Below are 24,347 nucleotides of genomic sequence, written 5' to 3'. Positions count from 1 at the left end.
TACCCGCTCGGCGACGATTTTCCGCCCGGCGGGCGAAGCGCCCGGACAGCCGGGCCACTACCGTGGAGCCAGCGGTCTTCGGCGAGCAGGCGGGCGACAGACATGATCGATGTGCAACGTAGGTTGGTGCTGATCCGGCACGCCAAGTCGGCCTGGCCGGACGACGTCGACGACTCCGACCGGCCGCTGACCGAGCGGGGCCGCCGCGACGCACCCGCCGCCGGCCGATGGCTGCGCGAAAACGCGGCGGCGATCGAGTTCGTGCTGTGTTCCCCGGCGGTGCGCGCCCGCCAGACCTGGGCGCTGGCGGCCCCGGAGATCCCGGCCGAACCGAAAGTCAAGTACGACGACCGAATCTACGCGGCCTCGGCCCGCGAACTCCTGGCCGTCATCCGCGAAATCCCGTCCACGGTCATGACGGCCGCCGTCGTCGGCCACAACCCGGGACTCGAAGACCTCGTCCAGCTGCTCACCGATGAACCGGCGGAGCTCAAAACCGCAGCGATCGCGCTGCTTTCCAGCCCGGCCGCTTGGTCCGAAGTGGGCCAGTCCTGGGCGGCCGGCGCAACCTACGTCAAGCCTCGCGGCTGACCTATCGCGGGCGATGAGCCGACGAACTCACTGGCTACTGTGGACGAATAGACTCCGTGGCGATTTCAATGGAAATCACCGTGCTGATTTCCATTGAAATCGCCCATGTCCCGCGTCAGGCGTTGACGGGTTGGCGGGATAGCTTGAGGTCCCAGCGGTGGCGGGTCAGCACAACCGGCACGCCTTCGCCTCGGGCCTCCGCCGCGAAGACGGCCGCGCGGGCTCGGCGCCACCAGACCACTGTGCGCAACGTTCCGAACAGCAGCAGCGCCACCAGGGCCAACATCGCCACCCGGTAATCCGAGCCGCCGGGCAGGCCCTGCGTCAGGTCCAGCACCAGGCCCACCAACAGGACACCGAGCGCGGTCGCGGTGTGCCCGCCCGCGTTCGCCACACCGGTCGCCGTTCCGACCTGGTGGAGCGGGTTGTAATCCCGCACCAGGGCGAACGCCACCGCCGAAACCGGGCCGCCCAGCGCGAAGATGAAGAACGCCGTCGCGATCACCGCCAGCGGCGGGTGCCCGCCTTGCCAGCCCAGCAGGACCGCCCAGGCCAGGACGTTGAGGAGCAGATAACCCAGCACGATCCACATCCGGCACTCCGGGCGGCGGCCGATCAGCGCACCCACCACGGGGCCGCCGATCACCTGGCCGATGATCAGCAGGCTGAGCATCACGCTCGCCGTCGCGGTCGGCACGCCCAGCCCGTTGACCAGATACGGGAAACCCCACAGCAGGGTCAATGCGCCCGAGACGAACATCGTGCAGAAGTGCGTCCAGAACGCCAGCCGCGTGCCCGGCACCGACCACGCATCGCGAACCTGCCGGAAAACCGCGCCGCCGCCACGCGGCCGCGCCCCGCCGAACGGGGCGTCCCGCACGACCGTTCCGGTGACCGCCGCATAACCCAGCGTCAACGCACCCACCAGCAGGAACGTCGCCGTCCAGCCCATGTTTTGCAACGCCAGCGCAAGGGGGAACGTGGCCGCGACGCCACCCAGCGCCCCCAACGCGCTGGACATCGTTGCCACCAGTGCGTAGCGACGGGCGGAGAATTGCGTTGCCACCAGTCGCAGGATGCTGACCCACATCAACGCATCGCCCATGCCCAGCACCGCGCGGGCGAGCAGGCCCATCGGATAGGAATCGGCCACCGCGAAAAGCACTTGACCAGTGCCCAACAACACTACCGCCGCGGTGATCACCTTTCGGGCACCGAAGCGGTCCACCAGCAATCCGGTGGGGATCTGCATGCCGGCGTAGATGCCGACCTGCAGCACCGTGAACGCGCTCAGCGCGGCCGGCCCGACGCCGAACCGGTCCAGCGCCTGCGTGCCAGCGACCCCCAAGCTGCCTCTGTGAAATACCGCGGCGAGGTAGGCAACCACCGCCGCGCTCCAGATCCACCATGCCCGACTCTCCGGTCGGTCGGCAGCCACTTGAGACCTCCTTGTTCAGTTCTGTGCAGCGAAATCAAGATCAAGATCAACCGTTGATCGGTCACTCATCCGTATTGTCGCCGAAACGGGACGCGGAGTTACCGAAACCGCACGTGCATTGCACCACACTTTGCGCACGTGCCTACTTTTCCGGCCACTAAAGCAAACCTCGCTATTAAGTCCACTGTGTACTATGAACAATTCAGGTGGACACTATGAACAAGCCGTTTCATGGGAACGGCTTGCGCGTAACGGGGTCAGAGTTGCGCGGCGACCTCGTCCAGCAGACCGACCAATCCGGCCAGCGCCGGGTTCTGGTCATCCCGGCGCCACACCAGGGCCAGCGGGATCGACGGGGCGTCGTGCACCGAAACCAGCACCACGCCGGGAACTTTCAGGTGTCCGGCGGTCATCGGGACCAGGCTGATGCCGGAACCGGCGCCGACCAGCGACAGGATCGTGTGGGTGTCCGGCGCTTCCTGCACGAAATTCGGACTGTAGTCGTGTTGCATGCAGGCCGCCTGCACCAGTTGGTTGACCACCGAGCCGCGATTGGCGGGATAGCTGATGAACGACTCGTTGCGCAGGTCCGCCAGCCCGACTCGCCGGGCACCGGCCAGCCGGTGGTCCTCCGGCAGCGCCACCGCCAACGGGTGCTGCTCCAGCTCCCGCACGCACAGGCCCTCGGTGGGCACCGGCAGTCGCAGCAGCCCGGCGTCGATTTCCTGCTGGTTGATCTGGTCCACCAGCTCGCCGCCGTAGAGCGGGCTGACGATGTCGAAGCGCACGTTCGGATAGCGCTCCCGGAACTTGCGCACGATCAGCAGCATCACGCGGTACGACGTCTGACCGCTGAACCCCAGCCGGACCACGCCGATCTCCCCCGCGGCAGCCTGCCGGGCCAGCCGCGGCGCGGCCTCCGCGGCCAGCAGCGCCTTGCGTGCCTCGCGTAGGAATGCCTCGCCCGCAGCGGTCAGCGCGACGTGCCGCGTGGTGCGGCGCAGCAGCGCCACGCCGACCTCGTGCTCCAGGCGCTTGATCTGTTGCGAAAGCGGCGGTTGGGACATGTGCAACCGGACCGCGGCCCGGCGGAAGTTCAGCTCCTCCGCCACGGCGACGAATGCCCGCAGGTGGCGCAGCTCCACCGCTCCAACCTCCCGACGGCGAGCGCCTTTGCCCAGGTCACCGACGATTGTGTCGCGAAACCGAATCAAACCTACCCGATTTTGGTGTTAGACGAAACACACTCGCTGTCCTAGCGTCGAGACACCGTGTTTCGGCCTGCCGAACCGCCGATTTCCATGGAAATCGCCCACCCAACAAGAAAGGTCGGGAGGTATGGGTGAACTGGCGTCCCCGGGCGGGACGGCCCCCGAAACGGTGTTCCGGGACGGCCTAGCCACCGGCGAGCTGCGATACCAGCGCTGCGGCAGGTGCTCGTCGGCGGTGTTCCAACCGCGCGTGCTGTGTCCGGGCTGCGGAAGCGGCGACCTGAGCTGGCAGCGCAGCAGCGGCCTCGGGACCGTCTACTCGACGACCGTGGTGCGCGACCGCACCGGGATGCACAACGTCGCGCTGATCGACTTGGACGATGGCTTCCGGATGATGTCGCGGGTGGACGACCTGGACGCCGACAAGGTGGTCATCGGGGCGCGCGTCGGGTTCGCCGTCGCCGATGACGAGGGGACGCCCGTCGCCGTGTTCCGTTCTGGAGGACGACACGGACGGCAATCCGCCACCACTGCGCGTAGCGGCCGATCGCGGGACGCAGAGGACTCATGACGTTGCGCGGCAGCACGGCGGTGGTGGGCGTCGCCGAATCGGATCTCGGCCAGGTCGCCCACGGCCTGACTCCGCTGGACCTGGTGGGGCAGGCGACGGTGCGGGCGCTGGCCGACGCGTGCATCCAGAAGTCCGAAGTGGACGGTTTGTTCACCGCGTCGTCGTACTACCCGATGTCCGGCATGGACACCGCCGAGTACCTCGGCATCCGGCCCAGCTACATCGACGGATCGACCATCGGCGGCAGTTCGTTCGTCTCCCACTTGCTGCACGCGGCGGCGGCGATCAACGCTGGGGTGATCTCGACGGCGCTGATCGTCTACGGCAGCACCCAACGCTCCGACGGTGGCCGGCTGGTCTCGCCGTCCAAGCCGAACCCGTTCGAGGCGCCCTACCGCGCGCGGTACCCGATCAGCATGTACGCGATGGCGACCGCGCGACACATGCACCAGTACGGCACGACCCGCGAGCAGCTGGCCGACGTGGCGGTGGCCGCGCGGCAGTGGGCGCAACTCAACCCGGTGGCGTTCATGCGTGCGCCGCTGACCCGCGAGGAAGTGCTGTCCGCACGGATGATCAGCGATCCGCTGACCAAGCTGGACTGCTGCCTGGTCACCGACGGGGGTGGCGCGGTCGTGCTGACCAGCGCGCAGCGCGCGCGGCAACTGCCCGGCCAGCCCGCCTTCCTGCTCGGGGTCGGCGAGGCGACCTCGCACCGCAGCATTTCCGCGATGCCGGACCTGACGGTCACCGCGGCGGCCGAATCCGGCGGCCGGGCCTTCGAGATGGCCGGCCTGACCCCGCGGGACGTCGACGTGATCGAGCTCTACGACGCCTTCACCATCAACCCGATCTTGTTCCTGGAGGATCTCGGGTTCTGCGCCAAGGGCGAGGGCGGCGCGTTCGTCGCGGAGGGCCAGATCGCGCCCGGCGGCAAGCTGCCGGTGAACACCAACGGCGGTGGGCTCTCGTACTGCCACCCCGGCATGTACGGGATCTTCACCGTTATCGAGGCGGTGCGGCAGCTGCGCGGCGACTGCGGTGCGCGGCAGATCCGAGGCGCCGACGTGGCGCTCGCGCACGGCAACGGCGGCGTACTGTCGAGCCAGGTCACGGCGATCTTCGGTACCGAGACCACGCTGTGACGACCACATCCGGCGGCAGGGCGATTTTTCCGCGATTTCCATGGAAATCGCCGCCGGAAGCGCGCAAGGAGGATTTGATGTTGCAGGGCAAGGTTGCGGTCATCACCGGCGGTGCCAAGGGCATCGGGTTCGCCATCGCGGAGAACTTCGTGTCCCACGGCGCGAAGGTGGTGCTCGCCGATATCAATGCCGAGCATGCCCAGGAATCGGCGGAGAAGCTGGGCGGGAGCGGCACAGCGTGCGGGCTGGCCTGCGACGTCACTGACCCGGACGCCGTGCGGGCGGCGGTCGAGGCGGCCACCGACGAATTCGGGTCGCTGGATGTCATGGTGAACAACGCGGGGATCACCCGAGACGCGACCATGCGCAAGATGACGCTGGCCGACTTCGAGGCCGTCCTAGACGTGCATGTCAAGGGTGCCTGGCTGGGCACCCGGGCCGCCGCCGCGGTGATGCGCGAGCAGGGCCACGGCTCGATCGTGAACATCTCGTCGATCTCCGGCAAGGTCGGCATGATCGGGCAGACCAACTACAGCGCCGCCAAGGCCGGCATCGTCGGGCTGACCAAGGCCGCCGCCAAGGAGGTCGCGCACAAGGGCGTGCGGGTCAACGCGGTGCAGCCGGGTCTGATCCACACCGACATGACCGCGGCGTTGCGCGAAGACGTGTTGAAGGCCAAGCTCGCCGAGATCCCGATGCAGCGCGCGGGCGAGCCGGCCGAGGTCGCCAACGTGGTGCTGTTCCTGGCTTCCGACATGTCGTCGTACATGACGGGTTGTGTCCTGGAGATCACCGGCGGCCGGCACATCTGACGGAACTCGCTCGGAAAGAGGCACCCGCAGCGCCTTATAGGGTCAGCCAAGCGGCTCGAAACTCATTGCAACCGCCGTGTATCGGGACCGGCGGCGGACATCCGCCGCCGACCCGTCAAGATCACTACCGAGAAGGGCCGAAGGCAGCGGACCGGTGCAGCATGCGCGCGCGCCCTGCTACGCGAGCCTCGGCATGCGCTCGTGCACGACCACCGCACCGGTCAATCGCGCACTGGTTCGTCGAGTTCGGCGAGGATGGCGGTGGTGTGCTGGCCGAGCTCGGGAATCGGGTCCATCCGCGACTCACGGCCCGCGACTGTCACCGGCGGCAGCAGGGCGCGCAGCTTCCCGGCGGGCGAGTCGACCTCGCGCCAGCGGTCGCGGGCGGCCAGCTGCGGGTGCTCGGCGAACTCGGCCATCGTGCGCATCCGCGAATTGGCGATGCCGACCTCCTCTAGACGGGCTTCGATCTCCGCACTGGTCAGCTGCGCGAACGCCGCCTCGATCACCACCTTCAGCTCGGCCAGGTGCTCGACCCGCTTGGGGTTGGCGTCGAATCGGGGATCGGTGGCCAGTTCGGGCCGGTCGAGCACCTGCTCGCAGAACTTCAGCCATTCCCGCTCGTTCTGCACGCCGAGGAACACCTGCGATCCGTCACCGGCCGCGAAGGGCCCGTACGGCGCGATAGCCGCGTGCCGAGCGCCCGCGCGCCGCGGCGGCGTACCGCTGTATGTGGCGTAGTAGTAGGGAAATCCCATCCATTCCCCGAGCGCGTCGAACAGCGAGACCTCGAATGCCGTTGCCTGGCCGGTGCGCTCGCGCTCGTAAAGGGCGGTCAGCACCCCGGTGTAGGCGTACATGCCGCCGGCGATGTCGGCGGTGGAGATTCCGGTCTTGGCCGGTTCCGCCTCATTGCCGGTGATGGAAACGAGGCCCGTCTCGCACTGGACCAGCAGGTCGTATGCCTTCTTGTCGCGATACGGGCCGGAGCTGCCGTAGCCGGAGATGTCGCAGACGATCAGCCGGGGGTAGCTCGCCCGCAGCTCTGCCGCGCCGAGGCCGAGCCGGGTCGCCGCGCCGGGCGCGAGGTTCTGCACGAACACGTCCGCACGCGCCAGCAGCTTGTCCATGACCTGCCGGTCGGCCTGCTGCTTGAGGTCCAGGACGATGCTTTCCTTGTTTCGGTTGAGCCACACGAAGTGACTGGACAGGCCCTGCACCGAGGTGTCGTAGCCGCGGGCGAAGTCCCCGGCCGGGCGCTCGACCTTGATCACTCGGGCACCCAGGTCGGCCAGTTGCCGGGTGGCGAACGGGGCGGCGACCGCCTGCTCCAGGGACACCACGGTCACGCCGTCCAACGGAAGCATCGAACAGCTCCCCTTCCCAAGCATTTGTACGGCCAATTGCTGGCCCAGCATTACCCGCCGACGAGGCGTTGTCAATGGGCACAAGGCACACCGCAGGCACATTGGCCGTACATATCAGCCGTCGATTTCAAGGGAAACCGGCATGTCGATTTCCCTTGCAATCGCCGGTCCGCATCAGGTCAGGTGACGGCGAAGGAAGTCGAGGGTGCGAGGCCAGGCCATGCGAGCCGAATCCTCGTGGTATGACGCCGGATTCTGGTCGTTGAAGAAGGCGTGCCCGGCCGGGTAGACGTGAATCTGCGGTCGTACCTCGGACTGCTGCTGGATCTTGTCGCGCAACTCGCCCACCGCGTCCATGCTGATGGAGCGGTCGTATTCGCCGAAGTGGCCCAGCATCTGCGCCGTCAGACCGGAAAAGTCCGTGTCCGCCACCGAGGGCAGCCCGTAGAACGGCACCACGGCGCCGACCCGGTCGCCCTGCTGTGCGGCCAGCACGATCGCGAACTTGCCGCCCATGCAGAACCCGACCACTCCGACCGCCGAACTCGTCACCGCGTCTAGCGTCAGCAGGTAGTCGACCGCCCCGGAGAGGTCGCGGGCGGCCTGATCGACCGGCAACTCCTGCATCAGCCGCGCGGCTTGCCTGGCGTCGTGCGTGGTGTGCCCGCCGTAGAGATCCGGGGCGAGCGCGACGAACCCCTCGGCCGCCAGCCGGTCGGCGACATCGGCGACGTGGTCGGTCAGCCCCCACCACTCCTGGATCACCACCACGCCCGGGCCCGGCCGCGACGGCTTCGCCAGGTAGCCGTGCGCGGTGCGCCCATTGCTGGCGAAGCTCACGTTCTGGTGCGGATTCGTCACGCTGGTACTCCCTTTGTCCGGCGGCAAAGCCTTGACCCCGACCGGCTCATCGTCGCGCCCGGCCGGGTTGATCGCACGCGGTCACATCTGGGCCGCCCGGCGTTCCCGCACGACCGGCAGCAGAGCCATCCCGGCGAAGATCAACACGGTATCCGCCGAGCACCGCCCGTGCCAAGAGCCGGTGCGGTCGGTTGATCTCCCTTCAACAGCACGTCGCCGGGCGCGGGCGGCGCTCGGCGACGTGGTGGATCCGGCTCACCAGGCTTGCTCAGCCCGTTATGCCAGAGAGGTCCATGTGGAAGACCTCCCAGATGTGCCCGTCCAGGTCGTGGAAGCTCTTGCCGTACATCGGGCCCTCGTCCATCGGCTCGTTCGCGGGCTGCGCTCCCGCCGCGAACGCCTTCCCGGCCAGCTCGTCGACCTGCGCCCTGCTTTCCAAGCCCAGCGCCACCAGGACTTCGGTGGCCTTGTTCGCGTCGACCAGCTCCTTCTTGGTGAACTGCCGGAAGAACGGTTCCACCAGCAGCATCGCGTAGGAATCGTCGCTGATCACCATGCAGGTAGCGTTTTCGTCGGTGAACCGCTGGTCGAAGGTGAAGCCCAGCGCGGTGAAGAAGTCGACCGCCCTGTTGAGGTCCTTGACCGGCAGGTTGATGAAGGTCTTGATGGACATCGTTTCTCCGTTTCACACGCGCGGTTGATCAGCGGTTGGCCAGGAACGGGATGGTCTGGCGACGCCCCCAGGCGAGCGCCACGAACACCAGGACGAGCACGAGCGGCGGGAGCGCCATGACCGGCGAGTCGAACACGAACAGCTGGGTGATCGTCGCGCCGACCATGACGCAGGCGAGACCGAGCGCGGCCGGTCCGGCCAACCGGGGCACGAGCAGGCCGATGGCGCCGAGCAGTTCCAGCGCGCCGGTCAGGTACCGGAACCACTGCCCGAGCCCGATCAGCCCGAACATCTCGACTGTCGTCGGATCACCGATCAGCTTGGGGACGGCGGCGAACGCGAAGAACGCCGCGAGCAGAGCCTGGAGCACCCAGAGCGTCACGTGTACGCCCCGCCGCTGAGAAACCGCCGCGTTCGAGCTGGTAGTCATGTTGCACCCTTTCCCGAGGGCTGGAGATACCGACTACCCGTATCGACCTCGGGCGCAACGAAAACTCATCGGGGCCGCGCGAAGAAAGTTCGCGCGCCGGTCAGTCGGCGACGACCTGGTCCAGCACCGTCGTGAACGCATCGCGATCCACGGTGGCCGAATCCTGCGCGAGCCACCGCCCGATGTCGCACACGAACTGCGCCGGGGTCATCGGCGAAACCGGGTCGCCATCCTGCTCCACGGTGGTGATGTCACCGGCACGGCTGGGGTAGATCAGCACCACGCCGCGCACCTCGATACCGGGCAGCAGCTCCTCGAAGAGGGCGACGCCCTCCGGCAGCCTGGTCGCGCCGCCGCGGAACGGATGGCCGTTGCGCCACAGCGTGCCCTCGTCGTCGGAGGTGTAGTGGCCGGGCAACCAGCTCTTGGATTCCACCAGCACCAGCCGCCGCCCGCAGAGCACGGCGTGGTGGACGTCCTCGAACACCGAATCGGGCCAGGACAGTCCGTGGAACACCCGCACGCCCGGCAGCCGGGTCAGGTACTTCGCGCACAGCTCGGCGGTCAGCTGCTGGGCCCGCTCGTCCTGCCCGTCCGGAAGGCCGAAGATACGTTGCCCGCCGAACTCCGCGGCGAACGAGCGGTTGACCCGGTGCGCTCGGACATGCCGACGCAGCAGCAGCACGATCACCACGCCGGAGCCCACCAGCACGGCCAGCCAGGCGGCCATCAGCATGGCGCTCAACTCGACGGCGAGCCCGGCCAGCAGCAACAGCGACCAGCCGCCCACCAGCGCCAGCGTGGGTGCCCGATCCGGGCCGGTGACCGGCAGGTAGCGGACCCGGGTGTCCGGATCGACGGTGTCCCACCACGGGATGTCGTCCAGCCGCAGCCGCGGCAACTTCGGGACGTAGGCCGGATCTTCGCCGAAACTCCGCCGACGGCGCCGCCCCGTCACCCGCGGGCGGCGGATGGGCTCGCCCGCACCGTCGTAGTCGGCGCGGCGGACCGGATCGTTGAGCGTCTCGTACGCCTCCTGCAACAACCGGAAGGTTCCTGCGGTGCCACCGACATCGGGGTGCATGCTGCGTGCCAGCGACCGATAAGCGGACTTGATCTCCGCTGCCGTCGCGTTCCGTGTCACGCCCAGCAGTTCGTAATAGTCGACCCCGCGCACGGCCCTCCTGCTTCCCACGATTGCGCGGTCATGATAGGGCTTGCGCGGAATTCAAGATCAACCGAGTGGGGATGTTTCCTCGGCGACTTCGACCACGTCCTGTCCGGGGGCGACTTCGGTGCCGTCGTCGAGCAGGAAGCGGGTGATGGTGCCGCTGGTTTCCGCCTTCACCGGGCTGTAGGTCTTCACCGCCTCGATCACCGCGATGGTCTGGCCGACATCGACGTGGCCGCCTTCGCGCACGTACGGGTCGGCCTCCGGGGACGGACCCCGGTAGAACACGCCTGGTTGTTGCGCCTTAACAGTGGACATACTCGGTACCGTGCTCTTTCCCGAGCCGGACCGCCACTCGCCGCACCCTTGATCTTGGTCTGCCGGCCAGCAGCGCCGGGTTCGGGCCCTGGAAGCGAAAAAACCCGCTGACCGGCCGGTCAGCGGGCTCTTCCACGCGGATGACCGAGACGGCTCGCGCCGCCCCTCCCTTTTGGCCACCCGGGACAGCCGCCCGGTCTCAGGTGGCGCCTCGGACCGGTACGGCTAGCTTTGCGGTCGAACGCCGGGACGACCAGCCGGGAGCGGGGGTACTCCGGCGGCCCACCCGGCACCGCCAGGTCGTTCGCCGGCGGGCGTAGCCCACCGGTGCCAGTCGACACTTTAACCGATTTTCCCGACCCCGTGGAGCGCAACGTGACCCAAAGCTCCCCGCGCGTCACAACCGGCCCATCCGGCGCCTCACGGAGCGCACAATCGGGAACTTCGCGATCACTTGATCATTTCCCGGCGGGCCCCGAGGATTCCGGAGTACGGCCGGATGAACTTGGCTAAGGCGGTCTCGGGTCTTCGCTTTCCCCGTCGAACCCGGGAAACCAAGATCGAATTCTTGCCGACGCGGACTCGGCGAAGCGTGACACACCCATTCGACCATTTCGGACATGGATCGAAAAAGCAGGCCAAAAGGGCCGAGCGGAGCGCGCCGTGGACCTGTCGCGGATCGGTGTCATGGTCTTCACACCCGTTTGACACAAAGGTGAGCCTTACCTAGTTTCTTATCGCTCACCGAATCGCCGGCGAAGGAAGATGTGAATGCTATTCAGCAATGCCCTCATCGGGCTGCGGGAGGGGCTGGAGGCCGTTCTCGTGGTCAGCATTCTGGTCGCATTCCTCGTCCGCACCGAACGCCGCCGCGCGCTGCCGTTGGTCTGGACCGGGGTCAGCTTGGCGGTGGCGCTGTCGGTGGCGGTAGGCGCGGTGCTCACCTACACCGCGGCGACGCTGAGCTTCGAAGCCCAGGAGGGATTCGGCGGGATCGCCTCGATCATCGCGGTCGGCTTCGTCACCGGCATGATCTTCTGGATGCGCAAGGCCGGTCGCACCCTCGCGGCCCAGTTGCGCGGCCAACTCGACGATGCGCTGCAGCTCGGACCGGTTGCCGTGGCCACCGTGGCGTTCCTGGCGGTCGGCCGGGAGGGCCTGGAGACCGCGGTGTTCTTCTTCTCCAGCGTGCAGTCCGCCGGCGGCGGCACCGTGCTGCCACTGGTCGGATTCCTGATCGGGATCGCGATCGCTATCTTGCTCGGCTACCTGATCTACGCCGGGGCGGTCAAGGTCAACCTGTCGAAGTTCTTCACCGTCACCGGGGTGCTGCTGGTCTTCGTCGCCGCCGGGGTCTTCGCCTACGGGATGCACGACCTGCAGGAAGCCGGCCTGCTGCCCGGCCTGCACACGCTCGCCTTCGACGTCAGCGCCTACGTCCCGCCGAACTCCTGGTACGGCGCGCTGCTCAAGGGCATCTTCAACTTCTCCCCGCAGACCACCGTGCTCGAAGCCATCGTCTGGGTCGGCTACGTCGCGGTCGTACTCACCCTGTTCCTCCGCCCCCATCGCGGCGCCGCCCGGCCCGCCGAGATCCGTACCGGAGACGCAAAGTGACCATCAAAGCCCGCACCCTGCTGCCCGCGCTCGGCACCATCCTGCTCGCGGCCGGATGCGGCGGGCAGACCGCCGGCTCCGCGCCCGGTGCGATCGCGGTGCAAGCCGGCGACGACGCCTGCAAGCTGTCCACGACCTCCGCCCCGGCCGGCACGATCCGCTTCGACATCACCAACACCGGCAGCCAGGTCACCGAGTTCTACCTCTACGGCGAGGGCGACCGGGTGCTCAGCGAGGTCGAGAACATCGGTCCCGGCCTGACCCGGCAGCTGGTCGTCGAAGTGCCGCAGGGCGGCAAGTACACCACCGCGTGCAAGCCCGGCATGCAGGGCGACGGCATCCGCGGCGAGTTCACCGTCACCGGCTCCGCGAGCGCGCAGAACGGTGCCGCCACGCAGGCCGTCGCCGACTACAAGCGCTACGTGGACGAACAGGCCGACCAGCTCAAGGCCGGCACCGCGAGGTTCGCCGCAGCGGTCAAGGCCGGTGATGTGGAGCAGGCCAAGCAGTTGTACGCCTCGGCTCGGCTGCCGTGGGAGCGCATCGAACCGGTCGCGGAGAGCTTCGGCGACCTGGACCCGAGGATGGATGGCCGGGAGGCCGATCTGGAGCAGGGCCAGCAGTTCACCGGCTTCCACCGGCTGGAAAAGGACCTCTGGGTCACCGGGCCGCAGCCCGACACCCCGGCGATCGCCGACCAGCTTCTCGCCGACGTCGACCAGCTCGTTGCGCAGACCCGGACCGTCCAGCTGACCCCGGCGGGCATCGCCAACGGCGCCAAGGAACTGCTCGACGAGGTCGCCACCGGCAAGGTCACCGGCGAGGAGGAGACCTTCTCGCACACCGACCTGTGGGATTTCCGGGCCAACGTGGACGGCGCCAAGCAGGTGGTCACCACGCTGCGGCCGGTGCTGAGCGCGAAGGACCCGCAGCTGCTGGCGGTCCTGGACCAGAAGTTCGCGGCGGTGGACGCGCTGCTGGCGCGCTACCAGGTCGGCGACGGCTTCAAGCTCTACACCGAGCTGACCCCCGAGCAGGTCAAGGAACTGGCCTCGGCCGTGGACGCGCTCGGCGAGCCGCTGAGCAAGACCGCGGGCGTGGTGGCGCAATGACCGGTGTGTCCCGCCGTCGGCTGTTCGGGATGACCGGCGCCGGTGTCGCGATCGCGGGCACCGCCGCCGGGACGGGGTACTTCGCCGCGAGCCGCCCCGACGAGACGGCGGCCACGGTGCCCTTCCGGGGTCCGCACCAAGCCGGCATCACCACCCCGGCGCAGGACCGGATGCACTTCGTGGCCTTCGACGTGACCACGACCGACCGCGCCGAGTTGGCCGCGCTGCTGCGGGACTGGACGCAGGCCGCCGAGCGGATGACCGCCGGGTTGGAGGCGATCGAGAACGGCGCGGTCGGCGGGCGCACCGAGGCACCGCCGGGTGACACCGGCGAGGCCCTCGACCTGCCCGCGTCCGCGCTGACGCTGACCATCGGGTTCGGGCCGTCGCTGTTCGACGGCCGGTTCGGGCTCGGCGATCGCCGTCCCGCCGCACTGCTCGACCTGCCGCACTTCCCCGCCGACAACCTCGATCCCGCGCGCAGCAGCGGGGACCTGTGCGTGCAGGCCTGCGCCAACGATCCGCAAGTGGCCGTGCACGCGGTGCGCAACCTGGCGCGCATCGGGTTCGGCAAGGTCGCGGTGCGCTGGTCGCAGCTCGGGTTCGGCCGGACCTCCACGACATCGCGGGCGCAGAGCACACCGCGCAATCTGTTCGGGTTCAAGGACGGCACGAACAACCTGAAGGCCGAGGACACCGCGGAGCTGGACCGGCACGTCTGGGTTCAGCCGGGCGACGGCCCGGAGTGGATGTCCGGCGGGACCTACCTGGTGGCCCGGCGGATCCGGATGCACATCGAGACCTGGGACCGGACGTCACTGGCCGAGCAGGAAGCCATCGTCGGCCGGGCCAAGGGCAGCGGCGCACCGAACGGCGCGGCCGAGGAGTTCGACCCGGTCGACCTCCAGGCCCGCAGCCCGGACGGCGAGTTCCGGATCGCGGCCGACGCGCACATCCGGCTCGCCGCGCCCGCGACGCACGGCGGGGTGCGGATGTTGCGCCGCGGCTACAACTTCACCGACGGATCCGACGGGCTCGGGCGGCTGGACGCGGGGCTGTTTTTCGTGTGCTTCAACCGCGACCCGCGCACCCAGTTCGTGCCCGTGCAGCGGATGCTGTCCAAGAAGGACGCGATGATGGAGTATCTGGAGCACACCGGATCGGCCATCTTCGCCTGCCCGCCAGGAGTCCCACCCGGCGGCCACTGGGGTGACTCCCTCTTCGGGTAATCGGCGCGTTGACTTCCATGGAAATCGCCGCCGGTCTCCGGGGCCACCTGCTCCACCGGCAGGTAGGACGCGGCGGCGCGATGATGCACGCATGGATGTCACCGAAGTGTTGCTCCCGGGGGTCGGGCTGCGCTACGAGTTCACCACCACCAACGGCCAGCGCATCGGAGTGGTGGCTCGGCGGCGCGGCGACTTCGAGTTCGTCACCTACCCCAGCGATGATCCCGACGAGGTCCGCGTGCTGTTCCGGCTCAGCGAAGACGAAGCCGACGCGGTCACCGAAATCCTCGGCGCCCCGCGAATCGCCGAGCGCTTCGCCGATCTGACCCGCGAAGTGCCGGGGCTGAACGCGGGGCAGGTCGAAGTCACCCCCGGGTCGGCGTTCGCCGGGCGCACGCTCGGCGAGACCCGCGCCCGTACCCGCACCGGCGCGTCGATCGTGGCGATCGTGCGCGGCGAGGACGTCATCGCCTCCCCCGCGCCGAGCCAGTCGTTGCAGGCCGGGGACATTCTCGTGGTGATCGGCACGCAGCAGGGCATCACCGGGGTGGAACACATCCTGGCGGGGTGAGTTGCGGTGCACACCTCGATCGCCCTCCTGCTGGAGCTGGGGATCGTGCTGATCGTGCTCGGCGCGGTCGGCACGGTCACCCGGCGTTTTGGGGTGTCGCCGATCCCGCTGTACCTGCTGGTGGGCCTGGCGGTGGGCGAGGGCGGTATCGCGCCGCTGCCCGCGGCACGGGACTTCGTGGAAATCGGCGCGTCGATCGGGGTCGTGCTCCTGCTGCTGACCCTCGGCCTGGAGTTCTCCATCGAAGAATTCACCGTGACGCTGCGGCAGCACGTTCCCTCCGGCCTGGCGGACATGGTCGTCAACGCCGCGCCGGGCGCACTGGCCGGCTGGCTGCTCGGCCTGGACGCCACCGGAATCGTGGCGCTGGCCGGTGTGACCTGGGTGTCGTCGTCGACGATCGTGTCCCGCCTGCTGGACGACCTGCACCGGCTCGGCAACCGGGAAACCCCGGCCGTGCTGTCGGTCCTGCTGCTCGAAGACTTCGCGATGGCGGTGTACCTACCGATCCTCGCGGTGCTGGCCACCGGCGGCACGGCGCTGCACGGCGTGGCCAGCGTCGCGGTCGCGGTGGGGGTCCTGCTGCTGGCGTTGATCGTCTCGCGCCGCTGGGGACACCGCGTCGGCCATCTGGTCGAGGACCGCGACACCGAGCAGTTGCTGCTGCGGATCGTCGGGCTTGCCCTGGTGGTGGCCGCGATCGCGGAGCTGGCCGGCACCTCGGCCGCCGTGGGAGCGTTCCTGGTCGGCCTGGCGTTGACCGGCCCACTGGCCGACCGGGTGCGCTCCGTGGTCGCACCGCTGCGGGACCTTTTCGCGGCGGCGTTCTTCCTGGCGATCGGCATTTCGGTGCCCCCGGCCTCGCTGTTGCCGCTGCTCCCGCTGGCAGCCGCGCTGGCCGCGGTGACCGCGCTGACCAAGATCGGCACCGGCTGGTACGCGGCGGCCCGCGGCGGAGCCGGGCGCCGAGGCCGACTGCGCGCGGGCACCGTGCTGATCGTCCGCGGCGAATTCTCGATCGTCATCGTCGGACTGGTGGCCACCCAAGACGTCCTGGTCGGCCCCCTGACCACCGGCTACGTCCTTCTCCTGGCGGTGGCAGGCCCGCTGATCACCTGGTGGTTCGGCAATCCGGCACGCCAGACGTCGTGAGTGAGTCGCCACCGGCCAGAGCGAGCACTGGATCAAGCGTCCGGAGAACCAGAAAGGCAAGGAATGCCACCGAATCCGCCGGTGCGACCCCGCTCTCCGAATCCACATTGGACGTCGACGAGTCAAGCCTGGCCCGGCTCATGCGCGATGTGGGTGATGCCGGCGTTCGGCGGTCTAGGCGGGGCCGCTCGACGAGCTCGGACCGGCGGGCGGGATAACTGGCTTCTCGGTGCCGGAAGTCCTGGTCGCCCGTGTCCGGCCGCATACCAGACGGCGCGTGACACGTACTCGCCGTACCGGCCGCCGGTGAGCTTCGAGGCGCACGCCAGAATCGGGCTGGCGATCCGCAGCGCTGCGCCGCCGGGGCCTGCTGCTGGATTCCGGCGTCCGGGGCATGCCGGAAAGCCTCGCCGGACAACTGGACCGACACCTGTCTGCTACCCCGAACGCGGAGATCAACTGATGGAACTGGGAATTTCCGGGCGCAATGCCTTCGTGTGCGCCTCGACAGGCGGACTGGGCGAGGCGACGGCCCGTGCGCTGGCGGCCGAAGGCGTCAACGTGGTGGTATCGGGCCGCCGTGGCGACCGGGCCCGCGCCATCGCCGCCGAACTGCCCGGCGCGGTCGGCATCGAGGTCGACCTGACGGCACCCGATGGCGCCGACCAGTTGCTCGCGGCAGCCACTTCGGCGTTGGGCGACATCGACATCCTGGTGCTCAACGGCCCCGGCCCACGCCCGGCGACGGCGTCGGTGCTCACGATCGACGACACCACGCAAGCAGTCCACAACCTGCTGCTGGTGCATCAGCGCCTCGTGGCGGGAGTGCTGCCCGGGATGCGCGAACGGGGTTGGGGCCGGGTGCTCGCGATCGGCTCCAGCGGAGTGGTCGCGCCGATCCCGCGCCTGGCGTTGTCCAACATCGGCCGCAGCGCGCTCGCGGCGTACCTGAAGGGCCTGGCCGCAGAGGTCGCGGCCGACGGTGTCACTGCGAACCTGCTGCTGCCGGGCCGGATCGCGACGGACCGGGTGGCCAGTCTCGATACCGCCCAAGCCGAACGCGAGCAACGGACGCCCGAGGAAGTTCGCGCGTCCACGGAAGCCGCGATCCCGGCAGGCCGCTACGGCGACCCTACGGAATTCGGCGCGGCGGCGGCGTTCCTGTGCAGCGCCAAGGCGTCTTACATCACGGGCACCGCGATCCGCTGCGACGGCGGCATGGTCGCGACCCTATAGCTGAACTGACCGGAGCTCGGAAGCGTTCGCACCGGTTCTTGCCGCAAACGATCACTCACGAGGAGCGTCAGAGCTGTTGGGTGAGGTTCACCGCGTTGCCATCGGGGTCTTGGATGTGGGCGACTCGCTGGCCCCACGGCATGTCGTTCGGCGGGCCCAGGACCCGGCCGCCGACGGCTTCCACCCGTTCCAGGAGCGCGTCGACGTTCTCCACGTCGAAGCTGAGCAGCACACGGCCGGTGGTACCGGTCTCGGCGTCCCTGGCGATCACCAGGCCCAGCTCGAAGTCATCGACCTCCAGGCCGATGTAGAACGTCGGCTCGGTGTCGGGGATGCGGTACTTCTCCACCGCGCCGAACAGCGCCGTGTAGAAGTTCAGCAGGCGGTCCAGGTCGGGCGTGTTGATGATCGGCTGAATGGCCACGTGCATGCGCCTTCCTCGTCGGGCGAGCAATACCAGGGCTCGCGGTGCGTTGCCGAACATGCTGACCATCCGCAACCCGAAAACTCATCGGTGGGGCCGTCCGGGGTGCAGGGCGGTGATCGGCTGGTCTCGGTGGGCTCCCTCGACTCCGGCCGGGATGCGCGACGCGCCCGGACATGTCGTCGTTGCCCGGCTGGGGCCACCATGAGGGGATGACGCCCGAGTCGAGCGTGCGGGTGCGCATCGACCCGGACCTGTGGTTCTTCGCCGTGCCGCAGCACCGGGTCGAACAGTTCGAGCTGCGCTACGACGGCACCGCGACGTTGGGCCACCTCGCCGAGTCCCTCGGCGTCCCACGCACCGAAGTGGGCCCGCTGCTGGTCGACGGCGTGCCGGCGACGCCCGCCCACCAGCCGCGCCCCGGCTCCACCATCGAGATCGGCCCGGTCCGGCGTCCGCAACCGGTGTCGCCCAGGTTCGTGCTGGACGTGCACCTCGGCAAGCTGGCCCGGCGGCTGCGGCTGCTCGGCGTCGACACCGCCTACCGCAACGATGCCGCCGATGACGAACTGATCGCCCAAGCCGAGCGCGAGCACCGGGTGCTGCTCACCCAGGATCGGGGCCTGCTCCGCCGCCGTGCGCTGTGGGCCGGCGGGTATGTACGGGGCGCCGATCCGACACGGCAGTTGGCGGATGTGATCGACCGGTTCGCGCCGCCGTTAGCCCCCTGGACTCGCTGCACCGCGTGCAACGGCATCCTTGCCCCAGTGTCCAAACAGGACGTACTGGACGAGATCGAGTCGGGAACCCGCCGCCACTACGACGAATACGCGCGCTGCCGGGACTGCGGGCAGGTGTACTGGCGCGGCGCGCACGCCCGGCGAATCAACGCGATCATCCGGGCCGCGCGCCTCGCCCACCCGGAGATCGGCCCGTGAGCTCGCACGCCCTTCACCCGGGTGAGGGGCCTGGGTGGCCCTCACCCGCCCTGCACCGGAGGTGGGGCACTTTCGGCGTACTGTGGTCCAGCTACGACGGGAAGGATTACGATGCTGCGGCCACTACCGTCCCCTGCCGAATTCGGAATGTGGGACACCTTGCCCGAAGACCCTCCCGAGCATCTGCTAGATCTGTCCGATGAGGACACCAAGGACACGATCCGGCGCCGCGACATCCTCAAACAAGAGTGGCACTGGTACCTGAACTACCCGCGCGGCCTCTGGCCGGACGCCTCGATCGAGCGGGACACCTTGGGGCAGGGCGAGGCGTGGCGCAACTGGCTTCTCCGCCGCGCGTGGGATGCGGTAGCAACGCTGAATGCCGGTATCTGGTCGCCTGGGTCCAATGCAGCTTGACAGGTGGCGCATAGCTGCTCGTCGCGGTCGGCTTGCCCGCCACGCATTCGGCACGCGGCCGTGTGATCACCTCCGGCAAGAGTCTCCGCAGATGATCTTGGCGTTCGCGTCTTCCGATTGAGTGATAAAGCGCCCCACACCCTGCGCCGCCTTCACCGGGTGCGGGGCGCATTCGTCGTTTCTACGGCCGTGCGAACTGCTCGACGTGTTCACGCTGGCTGTCGGCCAGCCCGAGGTACGGCCGATCGGCTGGGCGCTGGTGCTTCCGGCACACCTCATACCGGCGCCCACCAGCGCCAGAACGCTGGTCGGCATCTGCGTACCCGAGGACTTGAATCGTCAGCGCACGGCCCATCGTCAAGCCGTACTGCGTCATCGTCCACCGCCCATCCGCAGCGTGTTCGCCATCCACACCCACCGATCCGGGATCGACTCGGCAGTGGGCTCGGGCAGTTCGTCGATCGGCGCATAGGTGGCAAAGTGCGTCATCGATCACCCCGCGCCGCCCGTAACAGTCGTCCGAGCTCTCGACATGCTCGGCGAGCTGGTCATGAACCCACTGCAACACTTCGCCCGGTTGCCACGCTACGAGCGCGGGCTCGGCAGTGGACGCGTCGACCCAGTTCCGCGGCTCGGCGCTGGACTCGATGCTGACAACGCAGTGGTGATGCATCGGAACACCGGGCGGGACGTCGCCCCAGCTGCTGACTGTCATTGCCCCATCCTGTCAGTGCGGCGCGCTGCCGAATACGGCACCGCAGTCGTTACTGATGATCAGTACTCGTTCTGGTGAGTACTCCCGTGCGGCGGGCATTTCGGCTCTTCAAACAAGCCATCGTCTCCCACGCTGGCTCCTTTCTTCGCGCGGGTTCGGAGATCCACTAGACGGCCGCGATTAGGACACCGCCAACAGGTCGACTCACCGGATGGGACCACGGCCATGTTTGTGGCAGACTCGCCCCGCCATGTTTCCGCGCCGGGGAATCTGTGTTTTTGGATAGGCGCATTCTGCCTTTATGAATCCTCCGTGACGGGAAACCGCTACTAGTTTCAGCTGTCGTGTCGCTCGTACCGTTCGGCGGCATAGTCGCCTGGGTTTTGGCACCCCTAGGATTGGGACGTCCGGCGTTGCTCACACCGCATCTATTGGCTGTTCACCACAATGGTCGTGGTAGGCCCTCCCGCCATCCACCTAGGGCCGTGAGCGTCGTGTTCGTGGTGCCCCAAGACATCTGGGTCTTCGTCAGCAAATGGGCAGCAATCAGCGACGCAGGGCCACGATAGAGGCTTGTTGGGGTTAAACGTTTCTATAGGCAACTCACACCCACATTCATCGTTACGCGGTACGCGCGGTAGAGTCTTTGACGGTCCCCGGTAGGTAGCTGCTACCGGGGGCCTTTCCAGGCTCACGGGTGTCGCTTACACTTCGAGCAAGCCTCGATATCCCGGGAGGCTTCTTTGTCCACAACTGGCGAGCCGCACAGCGAGAAGCGGAAGACTCGCCCATCTATAGTCACTTCGGGTGCATCCGGTCCGATACGGTGTCTGAGAGCTCGGAAAATCCCCGGATACCATTTACGGCCGTCCGGCTCTAGATCCCCAGCCACAGAGAACCACCCGTTCGCAGCGGGTCTCATGGCAGCTCTAGCTTTCGGATCCTTTCGGCTATCTCAGTCAGAGTGTCTGCGAGCATGTTCAGATCCCCCCGAGACACCGGGTCTTGGATGATCCGGTGGGCAACTCTAATGAGATCCCACGCTATTTGGTGCCGGACTACCGTAGCCACAGTTGCACCCGCCTATTGTCGTCCATTGGGGTGAGCGGACCCGGCCCGGTCGAGGGGGGATCAAACCGGTTCGCTGCCGTTTCCGTTGATGCAGTTCACCGGTTTTGCGCGAACCGGGCCCGCTCGGTATCCACATTGATCAGCTGCCGCTATCTTGGGAAGTGGAAAAGTGTTAGCAGGGGTTAGCAAAGGGGGAGCCTTGACCCATATGGGTGCCATACTCCGGGCAGCGCGGGAAGGCGCGGGGGTAAGCCTTCGGGAGATGTCCGAACGAGTCTGCATGGTTGCCCCATATTTGTCCCAGCTTGAGACCGGTAAGAGACCGGTACTCCCCAGGCACATAAAGGCGTACGAGCGTGCGCTAGGCGTGGAAGGACTGGCCGACGACATGGACAGGAGAGCACTCCTCAGAGCGCTCGCCGCAACTACGGCGGGCGAACCGTTGACACGACTCCTTGACGGGCTGGTGGCCCCAGCGGAATCCGGGCAAGTTGGCAGGATCGAAGTCTCGGCCGTTCGGGAGGCCGCCCGACACCACTCAGCGATGGATCTCCAGTACGGCGGCAACGTCGCCGCCGGCGTCGCAGGGGAGTCACTGAGGTGGGCCGTAAGCCTCCTAGATCGGCCCATGACATCCGAAACCCGCAAGGCGCTTTCGAGTGCCGTGGCATCGCTCTCGGACAGGGTTGCGTGGTCATTCCACGATGCCGGGCTCAAGTACCAGACTCGGCGTCTGTCTGAGTTGGCGATCCGTACAAGCAACGAGGGGGACGATCCGACCCTTACCGCACACGTTCGGCTGAACATATCCTCGTTCATGGAGACCCGACCGATAGACGCGGCATCGGTGCTTACGGGGCTTTACCAAGACACCCGGGTCCACTCGTTGGAACGAGCCAACGTGGCGGCAGTCAGAGCCCGCCACGTTGGCAACGCAGGGGAATCCCGAGAAGCTAGAAACCTCCTCGGCCTGGCTGAGGATCTAATCTGCAAGGAGTACCCGGACGGGGTACCTTCGTGGGCCGGGTTCCTATCGATACCCCACCTTTGTCAAATACTGGGTGACTCGTACAACGCGATCGGGGATTACGACAGGGCTGCCTCGTACTTCCAACAATCCCTAAGGGGCTTCGGCCCAGAGAGGGGCCGGGGGAGGGTCACGCTCATGGTCCGTCTTGGCCTGGTCCGTCTAGCTCAGGGCCGGGTAGAGGATGCACGGGCGCAAGCAGACGCAGCTCGGCGGGCAATGGCCACTGTCAACTCTGTACGGGCTCGGGAGAGTCTGGACAAACTGACCAGTCGACTCGACGTGTTGGCATAGTCGCAAGTTCAGGGAGATGTCACGTTACTTGGGGATGCCCGTATCACCATGCGGGACGCTGCTTTACGGGCGGGTCGCCTTGCTCCGCAGCGGAGTCTGCCAGACGCGCTCTAGTCGAACCGTCCAAAACGACAACGCCCCAGCATTCAACCGCCGGTGCGTTGTCGTTTCGGCCCACTGCCGTCGCGCACTCCGCCGTTCCGCACGGCGCTCCCACACACCTCGTCTAGCGACAGGCAAGCGATCCAGTGCACGGCGACCACGCCGACGATACGGCTCGCACTGCCGTCAGGCAGAGCCCGTCGGCGTCTGGCTCGCCAACCTTCATGGTCCGCACCGATGCCGGTTACCACGATCATGGTCTCGCTTCTGCTTGGATCACTGTCGGTTTGGTAGCGCCAGGCTCCCAGACCACCAGCGTGTACCCGAGCGGCAGGAGAGCGCGTACCGCGTTGGCGCAGCCCTGCTCACCGGGGCACATCGCATTGTTGACGACGACTACGCCGTACGTCTGCCCCGGTCTCACGCTGGCTCCATTCTTCGCGTGGGTTCGAAGATCGACTACACGCTCGATAGGACCTTTGTGCCTACCGGGGCTATCGACCATAGATCACCTCCGTTCAAATCATGTGGGGGTATGGGAGGACGGCTGGACCACCCCAAAGGGGGATGCAGTCTGGTCCAGCCGTCCCTTGCCCTGCGCGCAGCGGTCGCATCGCGCGCCGCTAGGGCACAGCGGCGGTTAGTCTCGGACGGAGGAATGACGGGCTGAGATGACTCACCGCTTCTATTGGTCGCTTCCCCTAGCTATAATCACGGTGGAAGTTTTCGCCATGAATGCGCGGCCGTGCACCTGGTATTCGTGCGGCCCCATCTTATCTGGGTCTTGGTGTGAAAACAGGCAGCCACTTGCTGGACACGCCCACATTATGGGTTCGTCGGTACCGAACGTTTCAGCTTCCTTGGGCAAGGTAACCCCCATTCATCGTTACGAGGTACGTGCGGTAGGGTCTTTGGCGACCCCCGGTAGATAGCTGCTACCCGGAGCCTTTGCATCTCGGTCGTTCTGACATAATCGGATCCTGAGCGTGCGTTAAGGGCGACGAAGGCACTTCGGGCATTTGGCAACCAAATAGTCCGTAGGTTCCGTTCGTTTTACAACAGGCGAGCCGCACAGCGAGAAGAAGAAGACCCTGCCTTCCAGGGAAACCTTGTACGCATCCGGGAGGACACGGTGCATGAGCGCCCGGAATATTCCGAGATGCCAGTTCCCGTCGTCGTTTAACTTCCCGGACACAGAGAACCAGGGGCTCACAGCGGGTCTCATCGCGACTCTAGCTTTCGGAGCCTCTCGGCAATCTCGGTCAGAGTCTCAGCTAGCTTGCTCAGTTCATCCTGAGATACGGCCGGATCATCGATGATCCGGTAAGCGACTCGGATGAGATCCCAGGAGATTTGCTCCAGGACTGCATTGACCACAGCAACACCCGCCTAGTGTCGTCCGATTGGGTGAGCGGACCCGGCCCGGTCGAGGGGGGATCAAACCGGTTCGCTGCCGTCTCCGTTGATGCAGCTCCCCAGTTTTGTGCGAACCAGGTCCGCTCGGTATCCACATTGATCAGCTGCCGCTATCTTGGGAAGTGGATAAGTGTTAGCAGGGGTTAGCAAAGGAGGGGCCTTGACCCATATGGGTGCCATACTCAGGGCCGGTCGCGAAGGCGCGGGAGTAAGCCTTCGGGAGATGTCCGACCGAGTCAGCATGGTTGCCCCATATTTGTCCCAGATTGAGACCGGTAAGAGACCGGTACTCCCCAGACACATAAAGGCGTACGAGCGAGCCCTAGTACGGCAGCAGCCATTTGGTTTTTGACCTGCGGGAACGTGTGGTTGGGGGCTGCGTTCGATGTAGGGCAGCCGCCTGTTGATCATGTGTTTGTGAGGACAACAGGATCACAG

25 protein-coding genes are annotated in these 24,347 nt (G+C 67.2%); 14 read left to right on the top strand and 11 right to left on the bottom strand.

All coding sequences use genetic code 11. From position 1 onward, the window contains the following. Positions 1-102: 102 nt before the first annotated feature. Positions 103-591 carry a SixA phosphatase family protein gene (locus tag BJ970_RS21140; RefSeq protein WP_184727838.1) on the top strand — a complete coding sequence of 163 codons (489 nt, stop codon included), beginning with the start codon at positions 103-105 and terminating at the stop codon, positions 589-591. A 115-nt stretch (positions 592-706) separates the two neighbouring features. On the opposite strand, the gene BJ970_RS21135 is transcribed toward BJ970_RS21140, so the two are convergent. Both BJ970_RS21135 and BJ970_RS21130 read right to left on the bottom strand, forming a co-directional pair. Further along, positions 707-2,029 carry an MFS transporter gene (locus BJ970_RS21135; protein WP_184727837.1) on the bottom strand — a complete coding sequence of 441 codons (1,323 nt, stop codon included), beginning with the start codon at positions 2,027-2,029 and terminating at the stop codon, positions 707-709. Positions 2,030-2,286: 257 nt separating this feature from the next. Continuing rightward, complete coding sequence (locus BJ970_RS21130) at positions 2,287-3,174, bottom strand: LysR substrate-binding domain-containing protein (protein WP_184727836.1); 888 nt, start codon at positions 3,172-3,174, stop codon at positions 2,287-2,289. Positions 3,175-3,367: 193 nt separating this feature from the next. Here BJ970_RS21130 and BJ970_RS21125 point away from each other — a divergent pair, with 193 nt between their 5' ends. From BJ970_RS21125 to fabG, 3 genes are all read left to right on the top strand, one after another. Next, positions 3,368-3,811, top strand: a complete 444-nt coding sequence (locus tag BJ970_RS21125) for a Zn-ribbon domain-containing OB-fold protein (RefSeq protein WP_184727835.1) — start codon at positions 3,368-3,370, stop codon at positions 3,809-3,811. After that, positions 3,808-4,956: a thiolase family protein gene (locus tag BJ970_RS21120; RefSeq protein ID WP_184727834.1), complete on the top strand. Its 1,149-nt coding sequence runs from the start codon at positions 3,808-3,810 to the stop codon at positions 4,954-4,956. Before BJ970_RS21125 ends, BJ970_RS21120 begins: the two co-directional genes overlap by 4 nt. 77 nt (positions 4,957-5,033) lie before the next feature. After that, positions 5,034-5,768, top strand: a complete 735-nt coding sequence (fabG, locus tag BJ970_RS21115; RefSeq protein ID WP_184727833.1) for a 3-oxoacyl-ACP reductase FabG — start codon at positions 5,034-5,036, stop codon at positions 5,766-5,768. Positions 5,769-5,989: 221 nt separating this feature from the next. Here the strand turns inward: fabG and BJ970_RS21110 are convergent, their stop codons facing one another. The 6 genes from BJ970_RS21110 to BJ970_RS21085 form a co-directional block, all read right to left on the bottom strand. Further along, a complete protein-coding gene (locus BJ970_RS21110; RefSeq protein ID WP_184727832.1) occupies positions 5,990-7,135 on the bottom strand; it encodes a CaiB/BaiF CoA transferase family protein in 1,146 nt (381 codons plus the stop codon). 174 nt (positions 7,136-7,309) lie between these two features. Then, entirely contained in the window at positions 7,310-7,996 is a 687-nt protein-coding gene (locus BJ970_RS21105) for a dienelactone hydrolase family protein (RefSeq protein ID WP_184727831.1), read from the bottom strand. Positions 7,997-8,264: 268 nt separating this feature from the next. After that, positions 8,265-8,669 carry a VOC family protein gene (locus tag BJ970_RS21100; protein WP_184727830.1) on the bottom strand — a complete coding sequence of 135 codons (405 nt, stop codon included), beginning with the start codon at positions 8,667-8,669 and terminating at the stop codon, positions 8,265-8,267. Positions 8,670-8,697: 28 nt separating this feature from the next. After that, positions 8,698-9,099, bottom strand: a complete 402-nt coding sequence (locus BJ970_RS21095; protein ID WP_184727829.1) for a DoxX family protein — start codon at positions 9,097-9,099, stop codon at positions 8,698-8,700. Between the two features lie 100 nt (positions 9,100-9,199). After that, positions 9,200-10,276 carry a J domain-containing protein gene (locus BJ970_RS21090; RefSeq protein ID WP_184727828.1) on the bottom strand — a complete coding sequence of 359 codons (1,077 nt, stop codon included), beginning with the start codon at positions 10,274-10,276 and terminating at the stop codon, positions 9,200-9,202. Positions 10,277-10,333: 57 nt separating this feature from the next. Continuing rightward, the gene (locus BJ970_RS21085) at positions 10,334-10,588 is read right to left on the bottom strand and encodes an acetyl-CoA carboxylase (protein WP_184727827.1); all 255 of its coding nucleotides are present in this window, start codon (positions 10,586-10,588) and stop codon (positions 10,334-10,336) included. 771 nt (positions 10,589-11,359) lie between these two features. On the opposite strand from BJ970_RS21085, the gene efeU reads away from it, so the two are divergent. From efeU to BJ970_RS21055, 6 genes are all read left to right on the top strand, one after another. Beyond that, complete coding sequence (efeU, locus tag BJ970_RS21080) at positions 11,360-12,205, top strand: iron uptake transporter permease EfeU (RefSeq protein ID WP_184727826.1); 846 nt, start codon at positions 11,360-11,362, stop codon at positions 12,203-12,205. Beyond that, positions 12,202-13,317: an iron uptake system protein EfeO gene (gene efeO, locus BJ970_RS21075; RefSeq protein ID WP_184727825.1), complete on the top strand. Its 1,116-nt coding sequence runs from the start codon at positions 12,202-12,204 to the stop codon at positions 13,315-13,317. Before efeU ends, efeO begins: the two co-directional genes overlap by 4 nt. After that, entirely contained in the window at positions 13,314-14,546 is a 1,233-nt protein-coding gene (efeB, locus tag BJ970_RS21070; protein ID WP_184727824.1) for an iron uptake transporter deferrochelatase/peroxidase subunit, read from the top strand. Before efeO ends, efeB begins: the two co-directional genes overlap by 4 nt. Before the next feature lie 91 nt (positions 14,547-14,637). Further along, positions 14,638-15,117: a cation:proton antiporter regulatory subunit gene (locus tag BJ970_RS21065; protein ID WP_184727823.1), complete on the top strand. Its 480-nt coding sequence runs from the start codon at positions 14,638-14,640 to the stop codon at positions 15,115-15,117. 6 nt (positions 15,118-15,123) lie between these two features. After that, positions 15,124-16,269, top strand: a complete 1,146-nt coding sequence (locus tag BJ970_RS21060; protein ID WP_184727822.1) for a cation:proton antiporter — start codon at positions 15,124-15,126, stop codon at positions 16,267-16,269. 462 nt (positions 16,270-16,731) lie between these two features. Then, entirely contained in the window at positions 16,732-17,505 is a 774-nt protein-coding gene (locus BJ970_RS21055; RefSeq protein ID WP_184727821.1) for an SDR family oxidoreductase, read from the top strand. A gap of 67 nt (positions 17,506-17,572) precedes the next feature. Here BJ970_RS21055 and BJ970_RS21050 read toward each other — a convergent pair whose 3' ends face one another. Next, on the bottom strand, positions 17,573-17,935 hold the full coding sequence (locus tag BJ970_RS21050; protein ID WP_184727820.1) for a VOC family protein: 363 nt from the start codon (positions 17,933-17,935) through the stop codon (positions 17,573-17,575). 206 nt (positions 17,936-18,141) lie between these two features. Here BJ970_RS21050 and BJ970_RS21045 point away from each other — a divergent pair, with 206 nt between their 5' ends. Both BJ970_RS21045 and BJ970_RS21040 read left to right on the top strand, forming a co-directional pair. Beyond that, entirely contained in the window at positions 18,142-18,867 is a 726-nt protein-coding gene (locus BJ970_RS21045) for a Mut7-C RNAse domain-containing protein (protein WP_184727819.1), read from the top strand. 111 nt (positions 18,868-18,978) lie between these two features. Next, on the top strand, positions 18,979-19,284 hold the full coding sequence (locus BJ970_RS21040) for a hypothetical protein (protein ID WP_184727818.1): 306 nt from the start codon (positions 18,979-18,981) through the stop codon (positions 19,282-19,284). 181 nt (positions 19,285-19,465) lie between these two features. Here the strand turns inward: BJ970_RS21040 and BJ970_RS21035 are convergent, their stop codons facing one another. Further along, a complete protein-coding gene (locus BJ970_RS21035; protein ID WP_184727817.1) occupies positions 19,466-19,999 on the bottom strand; it encodes a hypothetical protein in 534 nt (177 codons plus the stop codon). A 1,279-nt stretch (positions 20,000-21,278) separates the two neighbouring features. Between BJ970_RS21035 and BJ970_RS21030 the strand changes: the two genes are divergently transcribed. Next, on the top strand, positions 21,279-22,391 hold the full coding sequence (locus BJ970_RS21030) for a helix-turn-helix domain-containing protein (RefSeq protein WP_184727816.1): 1,113 nt from the start codon (positions 21,279-21,281) through the stop codon (positions 22,389-22,391). Between the two features lie 355 nt (positions 22,392-22,746). On the opposite strand, the gene BJ970_RS40070 is transcribed toward BJ970_RS21030, so the two are convergent. Then, positions 22,747-22,998 carry a DddA-like double-stranded DNA deaminase toxin gene (locus tag BJ970_RS40070; RefSeq protein WP_184727815.1) on the bottom strand — a complete coding sequence of 84 codons (252 nt, stop codon included), beginning with the start codon at positions 22,996-22,998 and terminating at the stop codon, positions 22,747-22,749. 1,080 nt (positions 22,999-24,078) lie between these two features. Here BJ970_RS40070 and BJ970_RS40065 point away from each other — a divergent pair. Further along, positions 24,079-24,261, top strand: a complete 183-nt coding sequence (locus BJ970_RS40065) for a helix-turn-helix domain-containing protein (RefSeq protein ID WP_376775128.1) — start codon at positions 24,079-24,081, stop codon at positions 24,259-24,261. The last annotated feature ends 86 nt before the right edge of the window (positions 24,262-24,347 follow it).

The organism is Saccharopolyspora phatthalungensis (assembly GCF_014203395.1).
Classification (GTDB): domain Bacteria; phylum Actinomycetota; class Actinomycetes; order Mycobacteriales; family Pseudonocardiaceae; genus Saccharopolyspora; species Saccharopolyspora phatthalungensis.
The sequence above is the reverse complement of the archived record's forward strand: the minus strand, read 5'-3'. Positions and strand labels throughout refer to the sequence as shown.